This is a genomic window from Citrobacter freundii complex sp. CFNIH4 (assembly GCF_002934505.1).
GTDB lineage: Bacteria > Pseudomonadota > Gammaproteobacteria > Enterobacterales > Enterobacteriaceae > Citrobacter > Citrobacter freundii.
Map to the genome: position 1 here is coordinate 1496674 of NZ_CP026231.1, position 14913 is coordinate 1511586.

Genomic DNA, 14913 nt, shown 5'->3' on the forward strand with positions numbered 1-14913 from the left:
ATGCTGAGTTTCATAAAACGATCGGATGGGATGCAATGGACAGAGTGATGGCGGCAACGGTATTTAACCATATCTGTGATTTGGGCAGTCTGAGCGCCGCTGCACGTGCATTGGGGCTTTCCCGTCCGATGGTCAGTCGTTACCTCGACGAGATGGAAAAATGGGCAGGCGCAAGGCTTATCCATCGCTCATCGCGTCGGTTAACGATCACGCCAGCGGGTGAAGAGGCATTACTGAAAACGCGTTCTCTGGCGCAACTTTCGCTGGATATTGGTGCCGCCAGTGGCGCGCAAATTCCCTCAGGCACGCTACGTGTGGCCTGCGCCCATTTTACCGCCATGCATATTCTTGCTCCGGTTCTGCCGGCGTTTATGGAGCAATATCCGCAATTACGTATTGAGGTGGAGATCAATAATCAACCGGTAAGCCTTGTGGGGGAACGCATCGATGTGGCGATCCGCATAACGGATAATCCCGAGCCAGGAACCATCGCCCGTCGGTTGGGCGACTGTAAATCGGTACTTTGCGCGTCCGCAGATTATCTGCATCAACATGGCACGCCTGAGACAGTCGACGATCTCACTCGGCACAATTGCCTGTACTACAGCGGTTTTGCCGGACAATCCTGGCACTTTTTGGATGCCCAGGGGCAGTCTGTCTCCGTTGCAATCAAAGGGAATTTGAGTGCAGGGATCTCTTCGCTGCTCTGCGAGTCGGCGGTGGCAGGAATGGGAATCGCGTTGGTGCCAGAACTGGAAGCGCAGGAAGGGCTGGCGCAGGGAGCGTTAATTCGATTACTGCCAGAACTTCAACCTAAATGCTTACCAATTTATGGCTTATACCTTTCTCGGGAGCATCAGCCTGCGGGGCTACGTTTGCTGCTGGATGCGCTTAGTGGGGCGGCGCAATGCTAAAAAGGTAGCTAAACGTGCTCACAAAATAGTCAAACCGCAAGTTGTGTTAAAAAAAACTTAACGGTGTATGAGATTATTCTTATCGCCCCTTCAAGAGCTAAGCCATCGTGAGTGCCGGAGATAAGCGCCGGATGGGGCCGGAACCCTTAAGCCTGCCAGCAAGCAGACTTAAGGGTTTTTTGTCATTAGCATATTATTTGAATAGTTGTTTTCCCTGTTTTTATCCCTACCTATCCCTTAAATAGACATTATCTATACATCTTTTAATCTTTGACCTGCCTGAACGATTAGATTTCTATAATCCATTATTAATCAATGCATTGAACAAATAATTCCATTCCTGTAAACCCTCGCTGCAGGGTCTATGCTTAGTAAAAGTAGTCAAAAAGGGCGGTTAACCCGAATGCCCCTGCTGTTGAGGGGTTGAAGTGATAATCATTATCACTAACATGTTGTTATAGCTTAAAAGCTAGTGACTCGAGGTAACCCTATGGAATTGCATTCAGGAACATTTAACCCGGACGATTTTGCCTGGCGTGGACTGACGTTAACACCTGCGGCTGCGGCGCATATCCGTGAACTGGTGGCAAAGCAACCCGACATGTTGGGCGTACGCCTGGGCGTGAAGCAAACGGGATGCGCGGGATTCGGCTACGTGCTGGATACCGTGCGCGAGGCCCAAAAAGACGATCTCCTGTTTGAAACGGATGGCGCCAGACTGTATGTGCCTTTACAGGCGATGCCGTTCATCGACGGCACAGAAGTCGATTTCGTTCGCGAAGGATTAAATCAGTTATTTAAATTTCATAACCCGAAAGCCCAGAACGAATGCGGCTGTGGCGAAAGTTTTGGGGTATAGGCGGTACTATGTCTCGTAATACTGAAGCAACTGACGATGTCAACACCTGGGCTGGCGGGCACCTTAATTACAAAGAGGGCTTCTTCACCCAACTGCAAACCGATGAGCTGGCGAAAGGGATCAACGAAGAGGTCGTGCGCGCGATTTCGGCAAAACGTAATGAACCCGATTGGATGCTGGAATTCCGCCTGAATGCCTTTCGGGCATGGCTGACCATGGAAGAGCCGCACTGGCTAAAAGCGCACTACGACAAGCTGAATTACCAGGAGTATAGCTATTATTCCGCACCGTCCTGCGGTAACTGCGATGAAACCTGCGCATCTGAGCCGGGAGCGGTGCAGCAAACGGGGGCGAATGCGTTTTTAAGCAAAGAGGTTGAGGATGCCTTTGAACAGCTTGGCGTACCGGTCCGTGAAGGCAAAGAGGTGGCGGTTGATGCTATTTTTGACTCGGTATCGGTGGCGACCACCTATCGCGACAAACTGGCGGAACAGGGCATTATTTTCTGTTCGTTCGGTGAGGCGATTCACGATCATCCTGAGCTGGTAAAACAATATCTGGGCACAGTGGTTCCGGGTAATGACAACTTCTTTGCCGCGCTGAATGCGGCGGTGGCCTCCGACGGCACCTTTATTTATGTACCAAAAGGTGTACGTTGCCCAATGGAACTGTCGACTTATTTCCGTATCAATGCGGAGAAAACCGGGCAGTTTGAACGCACTATTCTGGTCGCGGATGAGGGCAGCTACGTCAGCTATATCGAAGGCTGTTCGGCTCCGGTGCGCGACAGCTATCAGTTGCATGCCGCGGTAGTGGAAGTCATCATCCACAAAGATGCCGAAGTGAAATACTCGACGGTGCAAAACTGGTTCCCCGGGGATGGTAACACCGGCGGCATTTTGAACTTCGTCACCAAGCGTGCTCTGTGCGAAGGTGAAAACAGCAAAATGTCGTGGACGCAATCGGAAACCGGCTCGGCCATTACCTGGAAATACCCAAGCTGCATTTTGCGTGGCGACAACTCTATCGGCGAATTCTACTCCGTGGCCCTGACCAGTGGTCATCAGCAGGCAGATACAGGCACCAAGATGATCCACATCGGTAAAAACACCAAATCGACCATTATCTCGAAAGGGATCTCCGCCGGACACAGCCAGAACAGCTATCGCGGTTTAGTGAAAATCATGCCGACCGCCACCAACGCCCGCAACTATACCCAATGTGACTCGATGCTGATCGGGGCGGATTGCGGAGCGCACACATTCCCATATGTGGAGTGTCGTAACAACAGCGCCCAGCTTGAGCACGAAGCCACGACGTCGCGCATTGGTGAAGATCAGCTGTTTTACTGCCTGCAGCGCGGTATCAGCGAAGAGGATGCCATTTCGATGATCGTGAATGGTTTCTGTAAAGACGTGTTCTCTGAACTGCCGCTGGAATTTGCCGTGGAAGCGCAAAAACTTCTCGCCATAAGTCTTGAACACAGCGTCGGTTAAAATTTAAGGAAAGCACATGTTAAGCATCAAAGATTTACAGGTCAGTGTGGAAGATAAGGCGATCCTGCGTGGGCTGAGTCTTGAAATTCGCCCCGGAGAAGTGCACGCCATTATGGGGCCAAATGGTTCCGGGAAAAGTACGCTTTCCGCCACCCTGGCCGGACGTGATGACTATGAAGTCACCGGCGGGACGGTAGAATTCAACGGTAAGGATTTACTGGAACTGTCACCGGAAGACCGGGCCGGTGAAGGGATCTTCATGGCATTCCAGTATCCGGTGGAAATCCCCGGCGTCAGTAATCAGTTTTTCCTGCAAACGGCACTGAATGCGGTACGCACCTACCGTGGCGAAGAGTCACTGGACAGGTTTGACTTCCAGGATCTGATGGAAGAAAAAATTGCGTTGCTGAAGATGCCGGAAGATTTGCTCACGCGTTCGGTCAACGTTGGTTTCTCCGGCGGTGAGAAAAAGCGTAATGACATTTTGCAAATGGCGGTGCTGGAGCCTCAGTTGTGCATTCTGGATGAGTCGGACTCCGGGCTGGATATCGATGCGCTGAAAATCGTCGCCGACGGCGTGAACTCACTACGCGACGGGCAACGCTCATTCATTATCGTCACCCATTATCAACGCATTCTGGACTATATCAAACCCGATTATGTTCACGTTCTCTACCAGGGGCGAATAGTGAAGTCCGGTGATTTTACGCTGGTCAAACAACTTGAGGAGCAAGGTTATGGCTGGCTTAGCGAACAGCAGTAACGTGCTGCAACAGTGGCACCATCTGTTTGAAACGCAAGGAGAGAAGCGCTCGCAACATGCCCAGCAGCATCTGCAGCAGATGCTGCGTCTGGGGCTGCCAACGCGTAAGCATGAGGACTGGAAATACACGCCGCTGGAGGGGTTAACCAATAGCCAGTTTGTCAGTCATGTCACTGAGATAACGTCAGCCCAGTGTGAAGCGTTAGCGCCGGCAATTGATGCCATACGACTGGTATTTGTCGACGGGCAATTCTCACCAACGCTGAGCGACAGAGCGGAAGGTAGTGGTTTTGACATTACCATTGACGATGCGCGCCAGATGCTGCCAGCGGCTATCCAACCGGAAGTGTTTCTGCACCTGACCGAAAGCCTGTCGCGTAGCGTCACTCACATTCAGGTGAAGCGTAACCAGCGCCCAGCGAAACCGCTGCTGCTACTGCACATTACCCAGGGGCTGGCGGGCGATGAGGTGAACACGGCGCACTATCGCCACCATCTGGAGCTGGCGGAAGGCGCAGAAGCCACCGTTATTGAACACTATGTCAGCCTCAGCGAGCTTCGCCATTTCACCGGCGCACGTTTAACCATGAATGTCGCGGCGAATGCGCACTTGCGCCACATCAAACTGGCGTTTGAGAACCCACAGAGCCACCATTTCGCGCACAATGACATTCAATTGGGGGCGGATGCCACGGCCGCCAGCCACAGTTTTTTACTCGGTGATGCGGTGCTGCGTCATAACACCAGCACCCAGCTTAACGGCGAAAACACCACGCTTCGGCTCAACAGCCTGGCAATGCCGGTGAAAAATGAAGTCTGCGACACCCGCACCTGGCTTGAGCATAACAAAGGATATTGCAACAGCCGCCAGCTGCATAAAACGATCGTCAGCGATAAGGGGCGGGCGGTATTCAATGGCCTAATCAACGTCGCTCAGCACGCTATTAAAACTGATGGCCAGATGACCAACAATAATTTGCTGCTCGGTAAACTGGCGGAAGTGGATACCAAGCCGCAGCTTGAAATCTATGCCGACGACGTGAAATGCAGTCACGGGGCGACGGTAGGGCGGATCGACGACGAGCAGATGTTCTATTTGCGTTCGCGCGGGATCGGCCAGCAAGATGCCCAACAAATGATTCTCTATGCGTTTGCCGCTGAGCTAACGGAAGCCCTGGGCGAGGAAACGCTGAAACAACAGGTACTGGCACGGATCGCCCAACGCTTGCCGGGAGGCGTAGCATGACATTTCCCATTGAAAAAGTGCGGGCCGATTTTCCTGTTCTGACGCGTGAAGTGAATGGTTTACCGTTGGCGTATCTGGATAGCGCGGCCAGCGCGCAAAAGCCGAACCAAGTGATTGATGCCGAAGCCGAGTTCTACCGTCACGGCTATGCGGCGGTCCACCGCGGTATCCATACGCTGAGCGCTCAGGCTACGGAAAAAATGGAGAATGTGCGCAAGCTCGTTTCGCTGTTTATTAACGCCCGCTCCGCCGAAGAGCTGGTGTTTGTTCGCGGTACGACGGAGGGCATCAATCTGGTGGCGAACAGCTGGGGCAGCAGCAATGTGCGGGCGGGCGATAACATTATCATCAGCGAAATGGAGCACCATGCCAATATTGTGCCCTGGCAGATGCTGTGTGCCCGCGTAGGTGCAGAACTGCGCGTTATCCCGCTCAATGACGATGGTACGTTGCAGCTGGAAACGCTGCCGACGCTGTTTGACGATCGCACGAAGCTGCTGGCGATTACCCACGTATCTAACGTGCTGGGCACGGAAAACCCGTTGGGTGAGATGATCGCGCTGGCGCATCAATACGGCGCGAAAGTGCTGGTAGATGGTGCGCAGGCGGTGATGCATCATCAGGTGGATGTGCAGGCGCTGGATTGCGATTTTTATGTTTTCTCCGGGCATAAACTTTACGGTCCAACCGGTATTGGCGTTCTGTATGCCAGAGAGTCGCTGCTGCAGGAGATGCCGCCGTGGGAAGGCGGTGGTTCAATGATTGCGACGGTGAGTTTGAGTCAGGGAACGACGTGGGCCAAAGCGCCCTGGCGGTTTGAAGCCGGAACGCCAAACACCGGGGGCATTATCGGACTCGGCGCGGCTATTGAATATGTTTCAGCGCTGGGGCTGACTGAAATCAGCGAATATGAACAGTTCATGATGCGCTATGCGTTGGAACAGCTGGCGGATGTGCCGGATTTAACAATCTACGGACCGGATAACCGTCTGGGTGTGATTGCGTTTAACCTCGGCAAGCATCACGCCTATGACGTCGGGAGTTTTCTCGATAACTATGGCATCGCCGTGCGGACGGGGCATCACTGCGCAATGCCGCTGATGGCCTTTTATAACGTTCCTGCGATGTGCCGGGCGTCGATTGCAATGTATAACACCCATGAAGAAGTGGATCGCCTGGTAACGGGCCTCAAGCGTATTCACCATTTACTGGGCTAACAGGGAGGCGTTATGGCTGCGCTACCGGATAAAGAAAAGTTGTTGCGTAATTTTCTGCGTTGCGCTAATTGGGAAGAGAAATACCTGTACATTATTGAACTGGGTCAGCGTTTGCCGGAACTAAACGATGACTTACGCTGCCCGGAAAATAGCATTCAGGGATGCCAAAGCCAGGTATGGATTGTTATGCGTCAGAATGGTGAAGGGATTATTGAATTACAGGGCGACAGTGATGCGGCAATTGTGAAAGGGCTTATTGCCGTGGTATTCATTTTGTATGATCGCATGACGGCTCAGGATATTGTGAATTTTGATGTGCGCCCGTGGTTTGAAAAAATGGCGCTCGCACAGCATCTCACACCGTCTCGTTCACAAGGGCTGGAGGCGATGATTCGGGCTATTCGCGCCAAAGCCGCAACTCTTAGCTAAACTGATAAAACACGTCAACTTTCAGACCGACTTGAAAGCGTTCGTGTAAGGCAACGCAGTGACTCGTAGGCCGGATCGGGCGCTCGCCGCCGTCCGGCAAGAACGCCAGGGGGGTGAGTGAGTATGAAACGCGCGTCTGTTATTACGTTAATGCTAATCGGCGCCTACAGCGCTATTCAGGCCGCATGGGCGGTCGATTATCCTTTGCCCCAGGCGAACAGCCGCCTTGTTGGGCAAAACCAAACCTACACCGTGCAGGAAGGCGATAAAAACCTACAGGCGATAGCCCGTAAGTTTGATACCGCTGCAATGCTGATCCTTGAAGCCAACAATACTATTGCCCCCGTACCTAAACCCGGAACGCTGATCACTATTCCCTCACAATTACTGCTGCCGGATGCACCACGCGAAGGCATTATTGTGAATCTGGCGGAACTGCGTCTGTATTACTTCCCGCCGGGAGAGAATATTGTTCAGGTATTCCCGATTGGTATCGGTTTGCAGGGGCTGGAAACGCCGGTAATGGAAACCCGGGTTGGGCAGAAAATCCCGAATCCAACCTGGACCCCTACACCAGGCATCCGTAAACGCGCTCTGGAGCGTGGCATCACATTACCGCCTGTTGTACCTGCCGGACCAAATAACCCGTTAGGACGCTTTGCACTGCGTCTGGCGCATGGAAACGGTGAATATCTGATCCACGGCACCAGCGCGCCGGACAGCGTGGGCCTGCGAGTGAGTTCTGGGTGTATTCGCATGAACGCGCCGGATATCAAAGCGTTGTTTGCTCAGGTCCGCACAGGCACGCCGGTCAGGGTGATTAATGAGCCGATAAAATATTCGATAGAGCCAAACGGCATGAGGTATGTCGAAGTGCATCGACCGCTGTCGCCTGAAGAGGAACAAAACGTCCAGACCATGCCGTATGTGTTACCAGCCGGCTTTACCCAGTTTAAAGACAATAAAGCGGTGGATAACAGTCTGGTGGAAAGGGCGTTGTATCGTCGTGCAGGTTATCCGGTCACCGTCACTGCCGGGCAAGCATCGGTCGCGAGCAATGGGCCAGAAGTGAAGTCTGCGCAAAATGGTGTGCCAGGAGAAGATGCTGAGGTGCGCGCTACGCAATAACAGGGAAGGGGAATTCAGAGCAAAAAAAATGGCGCACAATGTGCGCCATTTTTATTACACAGATACTATTACTTGCGGTATTTAGTAGCTGCGTTGTCCAGACGCTGGTTAGCGCGAGCTGCGTCATCTTTAGCAGCCTGAACGTCGGAACGCATTGCGTTCACGTCGTTGCTCAGCTGGTCAACTTTAGCGTTCAGAGTCTGAACGTCAGAAGACAGCTGATCGATTTTAGCGTTGCTGGAGCAACCTGCCAGCAGAGTAGAACCCAGGATTACCGCGCCCAGTACCAGTTTAGTACGATTCATTATTAATACCCTCTAGATTGAGTTAATCTCCATGTAGCGTTACAAGTATTACACAAAGTTTTTTATGTTGAGAATATTTTTTTGATGGGAATGCACTTATTTTTGATCGTTCGCTCAAAGAAGCATCGAATTGTGCAAAAACGGCTAAAAAACCGAGTGAAAACAGAAAGCTTCCATCGGATTCATCTTAGATAATCACGGATTAGATAGTGAAATCCGATTTGATTTTTTATTAATTGTGGCTATCGATTAAATAAAAAAAGCGCCACCAGGGCGCTTTTTTAAGCAAATTAATTCGCGATGGAATTATTACAGCACGTGAACGGATGCAGTGTTGGTGGTGCCGCTCGGAACCAGTGCACCAGAAACCATAACCACAACGTCACCTTTCTGAGCCAGACCGCTTTCCAGAGCGACTTCTTTACCCAGGCGATAGAAATCATCGGTAGAGCTGATTTCTTTAACCACCTGTGCAACAACGCCTTTGCTCAGCACCAGCTGACGCGCGGTAGTTTCGTTGGTGGTCAGCGCCAGAATGGTGGCATCCGGGAAGTATTTACGTACTGCGCGAGCAGATTTACCACCCTGGGTTGCGACGACGATCAGCGGAGCATCCAGTTTTTCTGCAGTTTCAACCGCGCCACGGCAAACGGCTTCGGTGATGCGCAGTTTGCGGCTGTCGTTGTTGAAGTCCAGACGGCTGGTCATCACACGGTCAGTACGCTCACAGATGGTCGCCATGATGGTAACGGCTTCCAGCGGGTATTTACCTTTTGCTGATTCGCCAGACAGCATTACTGCGTCGGTACCGTCGAGGATGGCGTTCGCTACGTCACCGGCTTCTGCACGGGTCGGACGCGGGTTTTTGATCATGGAGTCCAGCATCTGGGTCGCAGTGATAACGACTTTACGTGCACGGATACATTTTTCGATGATCATCTTCTGCGCGAAGATAACTTCTTCAACCGGGATCTCAACGCCCATATCGCCACGCGCAACCATGATGCCGTCAGACGCTTCGAGGATTTCGTCGAAGTTATTCAGGCCTTCCTGGTTTTCGATTTTGGAGATGATCTGGATGTTTTCGCCGCCGTGCGCTTTCAGGTGCTCACGGATTTCAACGACGTCAGAACGTTTACGGATAAAGGACGCTGCAACGAAGTCAACGCCTTGCTCGCAACCGAAGATCAGGTCTTGTTTGTCTTTTTCAGCCAGTGCTGGCAGTGCGATGGAAACGCCCGGCAGGTTAACACCTTTGTTTTCGCCCAGGTCGCCGTTGTTCAGCACTTTACAGATAACTTTGTTACCTTCGATGGCGGTAACTTCCATGCCGATCAGACCATCGTCAACCAAAACGGTGTTGCCGACGGACAGATCTTTCGTGAAGCCTTCATAAGTAACAGCAACGATTTCGTTGTTGCCTACGACAGATTTGTCGGTGGTGAAGGTGAAGGTCTGGCCCGCTTTCAGGGAAACGTCGTTACCGCCTTCCAGTTTGATGGTACGGATTTCCGGACCTTTGGTGTCGAGCAGGATTGCTGCTTTCTTGCCGGTTTTGCTCATGACGTTGCGCAAATTCTTGATGCGCTGACCGTGTTCTGCGTAATCACCGTGAGAGAAGTTCAGACGCATGACGTTCATGCCCGCGTCCAGCATTTTGGTTAACATCTCTTCGGATTCGGTTTTCGGACCGATGGTGCAAACAATTTTCGTCTTTTTCATGACAGTCTTAGTCTTTAAGTTGAGAAGGATATGGAAATCTGGCTCCCGCCGCGCACGGACGGGAAGCTAAACCTGAGTTACGAAAGTTGTGATGCCTCGCTCTAAGGATAGGTGACATCGAAAGAGCGTGCAGAGGAATGTGTGCTTGTGTTTCAGCCCAACGGGATGGTGAGTTTTGTAGTCGTTGAGTTTTACAGGTCAATGTGCTGAAACCATTCAAGAGACAATTGGCGCGCATTATACGCTGAAAATTATCAAAAAGGAAAATGGAAACAGCGTTTCAAAACACTTCTGTGCAGTTTTACAAAGAATCAGCATTAAATTGTTTCGGGTTGGTTAACAAAACACCGCCCAACTTCAGACGGTGTTGCGCAACAAGAAAAAAATAACGTGTTGCAAACTCAGCATTCAGCCTTAGTCGAGCAGCTTTCGCCCCTCAAGATCGATATGGATGTCCTGCTTATGCGCTTTCCGATACCACAAAACCGCCAGACCGATTACAGACCAGATAACCCCGAGCGTCAGCGCGTGAATGTTCATATTCATACAGACATAACCAATGACGACCATCCCCAGCACAGGAGAAATCACATGAGGGACAAAACGACGATGCACTTTCATCTTTACGTTGTAGAGCACGAAGACACTCAGGTTCACCATAAAGAATGCGAAAAGCGCACCGAAGTTGACAAGGGTGGATATGGATTCAATTTTCCCGGAAAACAAGTAACTAAGGAATAGTGTCACAGCCCCGGTGAACAGAATTGCATAGTCAGGTGTTTTTCTTTTACTGTGCACATGCGCCAGAAATGTGGGTAACATTTTATCTCGCCCCATAGAGAACAGGACGCGCGAAACGGCAGTTTGCGCCGTAATGATATTCCCGACTGCGCAAACGAACGCTACGATGATAGAAAATGCAACTTTAAGCCAGATGCCGCCAACATCGCCTGCAATCGTGAAAAAGGCCTCGTTAGTTTCTGTACCTTCCGCAAAACTGTCGATTTTACCCGTAGCGAATGCGGCAAAGGTCACCACAATAATAAACAGCACGGTGGCCAGGATAAGGGCGAGAAGGGTTGCCTTACTGACTGCTTTCCCTCCGCCTTCGCTTTCTTCACTTAGGGTACTAATGGCATCAAATCCGAGGAAGTTGAGCGCCGCAACAGAGATCGCGGTAGCAATTAAGCCAGGCGTAAACCACTGAGAATCAAAAAAAGGTTTGAAAGAAAATGACACGTGGCTGCTATCAAGCATCAGCAGTCGCAAAATCAGCACCACAAAAATGGCCAGAATACCGAGTTGAATAAAGACCAGCAGTTTGTCGAATTTAGCCGTTTGTTGTATTCCCAAATAATTTATGCCCGTTCCGATAGCCACATAAATTAACGGCCATACCCAAATCGGTATTTGCGGAAGTATTGCATGAACAGCAACACCGCCCAGGACGGCAACCAGCGTAGGGAATAACAGATAATCCAGCAACAAAATCCATCCGGTGAGAAAACCCACAGCGGGGTTGATGCACACGCCTGCATAGGTATAAGCCGACCCGGAGGATGAGATGTGCTTTGATAATGTTGAATAGCTGTGGGCGGTAAAAAACATCGCGATAGCGCCAATAATATACACGAGCGCGACCATGCCATGAGATAAATTATATACGACGCCATAGAGAGAAACCGGCGCGATCGGCACCATAAATACCAGCCCGTACAGCACCAAATCTGTGAGAGATAACTTTTTTATTTTACTCATAGTAAACACCTCAATTCGTGTTAATCAAGGCCTCGTAAAAACTCACGGACAGCAGTGAGGCAAGGCTCGGTATTTTCTTCATGTGGGTTATGGCTGCTGTCAGGAATCGTGACACCCCGACAGTGGGTTATATGGGTAATAAGCGGTTGAACGACCTGTGATGTCGCCTGATCATACTCACCATGAAGGACTAATCCTGGGCATCGAATCTTGTGCAATGAACGGGTGATGTCCCACTGCGCCAGCAAGCCATTCACCGCAAGTTCATTCGCGCCCCATAGCACATGGTAGGCGGTGGGATCGGCGGCAAATTGCGCATCAGAACGCTGAATATGCAGCGGTTCTTGCGCCAGGGAATAAACATGTTTTTTGTAGTAGGCAATAAGTTGTTCAGGCGGATGCTGATAGATTTTTGCCTGCATAATGGCATCGTCTGACATTGCATCAGCGCCAGTCGTGAGTTCTGTAAACAATCGCAGTACTTCGCTTTGCCAAAGTGGGATGCTGGCGGGAGCGCTGGCATATATCACACCACTCAACCCTTCCGGTTGCGTGCAGGCGTGCTCTGCTGCCAGCATACCTCCCCAGGAATGTCCGAGTAATGAATATCGCTGACCAATATTCAGATGACTGATTAATTGGCGAAGTTGCTGAAGATAACGTTCTATTGTCCAGAATGAGGCATCCGCCAGCGGAAAATGCGTCGAACGACCACAGCCATATTGATCGTAAAATATCACCATGCGTCCATCATCAGACAGCTCATGATAATTTAATAGATAATCAAAACCGCCTGATGGACCGCCGTGTAAGATAATTAATGGCATTAATTGAGATGCCGGGTCGCCATAAATACGATAGCTGGTTAATATGCTATCGCAAAACATTTCACCATATTTGTAGTGACTTTGCATATTTTTAACCGATACGGAGGGAAAAGGGCAGGTGATTCAATAATCACCTGCAGATTGGCGTTTATTTTTTAATTGCTTGCAGAATGTTACACCAGAATGACTTGTAATGTTCCCATTGCATAAATTGCGGACTTCCCCAGTGCGGTGCGCAATCACTGGCAAAACAGCCGACTTTGCCTTTATTGTACTCACCGAGAACTAATAGTGGGTCGTCATTTATTTTGACCAACGTGATGCTGTTCACCTTGGCACGCAATTTGTTATAACCGAGCAAGGGGGGCCACTGTGTCAGGTCTTGCGTAATGACATGCTGTTCCTCCGTGTTGATTGGGCAGCATCCTTCCGGAATTTCAACGCGATCATCATGCTCCAGCATTTCGACAGGCAAAACTTCGGCCAGCAGGGTGTTTTTATAATTTGCTTTCGCTTCAATGCCGGTGAAGGAAAGGTATCCACCAATCATTAACAGACCGCCGCCATTTGAGACATATTCTTTAATCAGCGCTAACGCATTCGGGATGATATTCATCTGATAAAAAGTTTTGTTTTGCAACAAAAAGGTATTGCTGCCTATATCGCTAATCACGATAGCATCGTATATATCAAGTTCCTCTACCGTCTGCGGGAAGCGGGTTTGTACAATATGCGCTGGCATGTAGTCGATAGTGATATTTTGCTGGCGCAGACAGGATAATAGATAGTCAGCGCCTTCTTCGTATTTACTGGATGTGAAGCTGTCATATCCCTTAGAATGAATCATATGAATATGCCATGACTCACCGATAAATAAAATTTTCATACTGAGATCCTATTATTTGATATTAATAATATCATGCGATTGAGTGCGCATCCGGTGTAGTACCAGCTCATGCTGCGGCATGCTCGATGCACCTTCTTGTTCAACTGCCAGTGAAGCAAAGGCAGAGGCATACTGAATGGCTGATACAAGGTCTGATTTACGGGCAAGTGAGGCGGCCAGTGCGCCATTAAATGCATCACCCGCGCCCGCAGCATCTTTGACGACGGCACTCCAGGCTGGGATAAACAAAGTACGGTGGCGTTCGCACAGTAATGATCCTTGTGCGCCGAGAGTGATAATGACCTTCTCAACGCCTGATTGAAGAATGATATTCCCTGCTTTTTGAGCATCATCAATATTTAATATTGTAATACCCGATAAAAATGATGCTTCTGTTTCGTTAGGTGTTAAAATATCTATTGAAGGTAATAAACGGCTAACATTTTTGGTATAAGGTGCCGGATTCAAAATAATTGTCTTGTTTGCTAATTTACCCAAGCGAACAAATTCTTCAATAGCATCGATATTAGTCTCCAGCTGCATTAGCAAAACGTTAGCTTCAGATATATGACCCTGCTGTTCATTAATTTCGTGCCTGGTTAGCATCATATTGGCACCAGGATAGATAGCAATGATATTATCACCATCCTGCTCTGAAACATAAATTAATGCACTTCCGGTGGGGGCATCATCAGTCTGATAAGCACAATATGAATTTATACCAGATTGGATAATATGATTGAGGGCAAAAGAGCTAAACTGATCTTTACCTACTTTAAAAATAAAGTGGACGTCGGTGCCAGCATTATTTGCGGCCAATGCCTGATTAGCACCTTTACCTCCTGGATAAAAACCGAACTGGCTTGCGAGGATTGATTCACCGCTTTGCGGAAGCCAGGGGACGGTAGCCGATACATCAATATTAAATGAACCTAATATACAAACTTTTCCCGACATTTTCGTGCCTTCTCTATGTAATCGAAAATCTTTGTTTGCCGGAGTTGAAATTGTGCCGGAGATGTCAATTTTATTTTCTGTTATCAACTTGCTTAATGCCTGGCGGTTAACAATACCACCACCGTAACAACGCAAAAGCATTCCTGTTTTCTGAAAATAACAAAGATCTGAACGTATAGTCTCCTGGCTAACATTAAAAAGAACGGCGAGTTTTCTCACGCTGACACTATGATCTTTGATGAGTAAGTTAAGAATAGATGTACGCCTTTCTTCTTTAAACATTAAAGCCTCCGTGTATTTTGCTGAATTGTATTTATAGTAATGTTGCCATGTGGTGAAATGAATCACAGATCATGCTGTAAACCGGAAGCAAAACCAAATTATTGAGAATAATAAAAAGTGGATT

The 14913-nt window shown here is 49.6% G+C and carries 15 protein-coding genes; 8 read left to right on the forward strand and 7 right to left on the reverse strand.

Going from position 1 to position 14913, the window contains the following annotated elements; all coding sequences use genetic code 11:
* Positions 1 to 35: 35 nt before the first annotated feature.
* The 8 genes from C2U41_RS07680 (at position 36) to ldtE (ending at position 8052) form a co-directional block, all read left to right on the forward strand.
* Positions 36 to 914 carry a LysR family transcriptional regulator gene (locus tag C2U41_RS07680; RefSeq protein WP_008323864.1) on the forward strand — a complete coding sequence of 293 codons (879 nt, stop codon included), beginning with the start codon at positions 36 to 38 and terminating at the stop codon, positions 912 to 914.
* A 490-nt stretch (positions 915 to 1404) separates the two neighbouring features.
* Positions 1405 to 1773: a Fe-S cluster assembly scaffold SufA gene (gene sufA / locus C2U41_RS07685; RefSeq protein ID WP_003029385.1), complete on the forward strand. Its 369-nt coding sequence runs from the start codon at positions 1405 to 1407 to the stop codon at positions 1771 to 1773.
* 8 nt (positions 1774 to 1781) lie between these two features.
* A complete protein-coding gene (sufB, locus tag C2U41_RS07690) occupies positions 1782 to 3269 on the forward strand; it encodes a Fe-S cluster assembly protein SufB (RefSeq protein ID WP_003836585.1) in 1488 nt (495 codons plus the stop codon).
* A gap of 16 nt (positions 3270 to 3285) precedes the next feature.
* The gene (gene sufC, locus C2U41_RS07695) at positions 3286 to 4032 is read left to right on the forward strand and encodes a Fe-S cluster assembly ATPase SufC (RefSeq protein ID WP_003029383.1); all 747 of its coding nucleotides are present in this window, start codon (positions 3286 to 3288) and stop codon (positions 4030 to 4032) included.
* A complete protein-coding gene (sufD, locus tag C2U41_RS07700; protein WP_103848718.1) occupies positions 4007 to 5278 on the forward strand; it encodes a Fe-S cluster assembly protein SufD in 1272 nt (423 codons plus the stop codon). Before sufC ends, sufD begins: the two co-directional genes overlap by 26 nt.
* Positions 5275 to 6495, forward strand: a complete 1221-nt coding sequence (gene sufS / locus C2U41_RS07705) for a cysteine desulfurase SufS (protein WP_096890452.1) — start codon at positions 5275 to 5277, stop codon at positions 6493 to 6495. Before sufD ends, sufS begins: the two co-directional genes overlap by 4 nt.
* 12 nt (positions 6496 to 6507) lie before the next feature.
* Positions 6508 to 6924 (forward strand): cysteine desulfuration protein SufE, encoded by a 417-nt coding sequence (sufE, locus tag C2U41_RS07710; RefSeq protein WP_003029378.1) that lies wholly within the window; start codon positions 6508 to 6510, stop codon positions 6922 to 6924.
* Between the two features lie 123 nt (positions 6925 to 7047).
* Positions 7048 to 8052: a L,D-transpeptidase LdtE gene (gene ldtE / locus C2U41_RS07715; protein ID WP_103848719.1), complete on the forward strand. Its 1005-nt coding sequence runs from the start codon at positions 7048 to 7050 to the stop codon at positions 8050 to 8052.
* Between the two features lie 68 nt (positions 8053 to 8120).
* On the opposite strand, the gene lpp is transcribed toward ldtE, so the two are convergent.
* The 7 genes from lpp to C2U41_RS07745 all read right to left on the reverse strand — a co-directional run bounded on the left by lpp (position 8121) and on the right by C2U41_RS07745 (position 14789).
* Positions 8121 to 8357: a murein lipoprotein Lpp gene (gene lpp, locus C2U41_RS07720; RefSeq protein ID WP_003029373.1), complete on the reverse strand. Its 237-nt coding sequence runs from the start codon at positions 8355 to 8357 to the stop codon at positions 8121 to 8123.
* A gap of 309 nt (positions 8358 to 8666) precedes the next feature.
* A complete protein-coding gene (gene pykF, locus C2U41_RS07725; RefSeq protein WP_003029366.1) occupies positions 8667 to 10079 on the reverse strand; it encodes a pyruvate kinase PykF in 1413 nt (470 codons plus the stop codon).
* 7 nt (positions 10080 to 10086) lie between these two features.
* Positions 10087 to 10281, reverse strand: coding sequence for a protein YnhH (gene ynhH / locus C2U41_RS29945; protein WP_242637968.1), 195 nt, complete (start codon positions 10279 to 10281; stop codon positions 10087 to 10089).
* 212 nt (positions 10282 to 10493) lie between these two features.
* Positions 10494 to 11837, reverse strand: coding sequence for an APC family permease (locus tag C2U41_RS07730; RefSeq protein WP_060855295.1), 1344 nt, complete (start codon positions 11835 to 11837; stop codon positions 10494 to 10496).
* Positions 11838 to 11857: 20 nt separating this feature from the next.
* Positions 11858 to 12751 (reverse strand): proline iminopeptidase-family hydrolase, encoded by an 894-nt coding sequence (locus C2U41_RS07735; protein ID WP_048233628.1) that lies wholly within the window; start codon positions 12749 to 12751, stop codon positions 11858 to 11860.
* Positions 12752 to 12812: 61 nt separating this feature from the next.
* Positions 12813 to 13550: a glutamine amidotransferase gene (locus C2U41_RS07740; protein WP_103848720.1), complete on the reverse strand. Its 738-nt coding sequence runs from the start codon at positions 13548 to 13550 to the stop codon at positions 12813 to 12815.
* Positions 13551 to 13562: 12 nt separating this feature from the next.
* Positions 13563 to 14789, reverse strand: a complete 1227-nt coding sequence (locus C2U41_RS07745) for a PfkB family carbohydrate kinase (RefSeq protein WP_016150146.1) — start codon at positions 14787 to 14789, stop codon at positions 13563 to 13565.
* Positions 14790 to 14913: the final 124 nt, after the last annotated feature.

What these genes read in the sequence shown, in the direction of transcription:
- C2U41_RS07680 (WP_008323864.1), top strand. Translation starts at nt 36, where the DNA reads ATGGACAGAGTGATGGCGGCAACGGTATTTAACCATATCTGTGATTTG.
- sufA (WP_003029385.1), top strand. Translation starts at nt 1,405, where the DNA reads ATGGAATTGCATTCAGGAACATTTAACCCGGACGATTTTGCCTGGCGT.
- sufB (WP_003836585.1), top strand. Translation starts at nt 1,782, where the DNA reads ATGTCTCGTAATACTGAAGCAACTGACGATGTCAACACCTGGGCTGGC.
- sufC (WP_003029383.1), top strand. Translation starts at nt 3,286, where the DNA reads ATGTTAAGCATCAAAGATTTACAGGTCAGTGTGGAAGATAAGGCGATC.
- sufD (WP_103848718.1), top strand. Translation starts at nt 4,007, where the DNA reads ATGGCTGGCTTAGCGAACAGCAGTAACGTGCTGCAACAGTGGCACCAT.
- sufS (WP_096890452.1), top strand. Translation starts at nt 5,275, where the DNA reads ATGACATTTCCCATTGAAAAAGTGCGGGCCGATTTTCCTGTTCTGACG.
- sufE (WP_003029378.1), top strand. Translation starts at nt 6,508, where the DNA reads ATGGCTGCGCTACCGGATAAAGAAAAGTTGTTGCGTAATTTTCTGCGT.
- ldtE (WP_103848719.1), top strand. Translation starts at nt 7,048, where the DNA reads ATGAAACGCGCGTCTGTTATTACGTTAATGCTAATCGGCGCCTACAGC.
- lpp (WP_003029373.1), bottom strand. Translation starts at nt 8,357, where the DNA reads ATGAATCGTACTAAACTGGTACTGGGCGCGGTAATCCTGGGTTCTACT.
- pykF (WP_003029366.1), bottom strand. Translation starts at nt 10,079, where the DNA reads ATGAAAAAGACGAAAATTGTTTGCACCATCGGTCCGAAAACCGAATCC.
- C2U41_RS07730 (WP_060855295.1), bottom strand. Translation starts at nt 11,837, where the DNA reads ATGAGTAAAATAAAAAAGTTATCTCTCACAGATTTGGTGCTGTACGGG.
- C2U41_RS07735 (WP_048233628.1), bottom strand. Translation starts at nt 12,751, where the DNA reads ATGCAAAGTCACTACAAATATGGTGAAATGTTTTGCGATAGCATATTA.
- C2U41_RS07740 (WP_103848720.1), bottom strand. Translation starts at nt 13,550, where the DNA reads ATGAAAATTTTATTTATCGGTGAGTCATGGCATATTCATATGATTCAT.
- C2U41_RS07745 (WP_016150146.1), bottom strand. Translation starts at nt 14,789, where the DNA reads ATGTTTAAAGAAGAAAGGCGTACATCTATTCTTAACTTACTCATCAAA.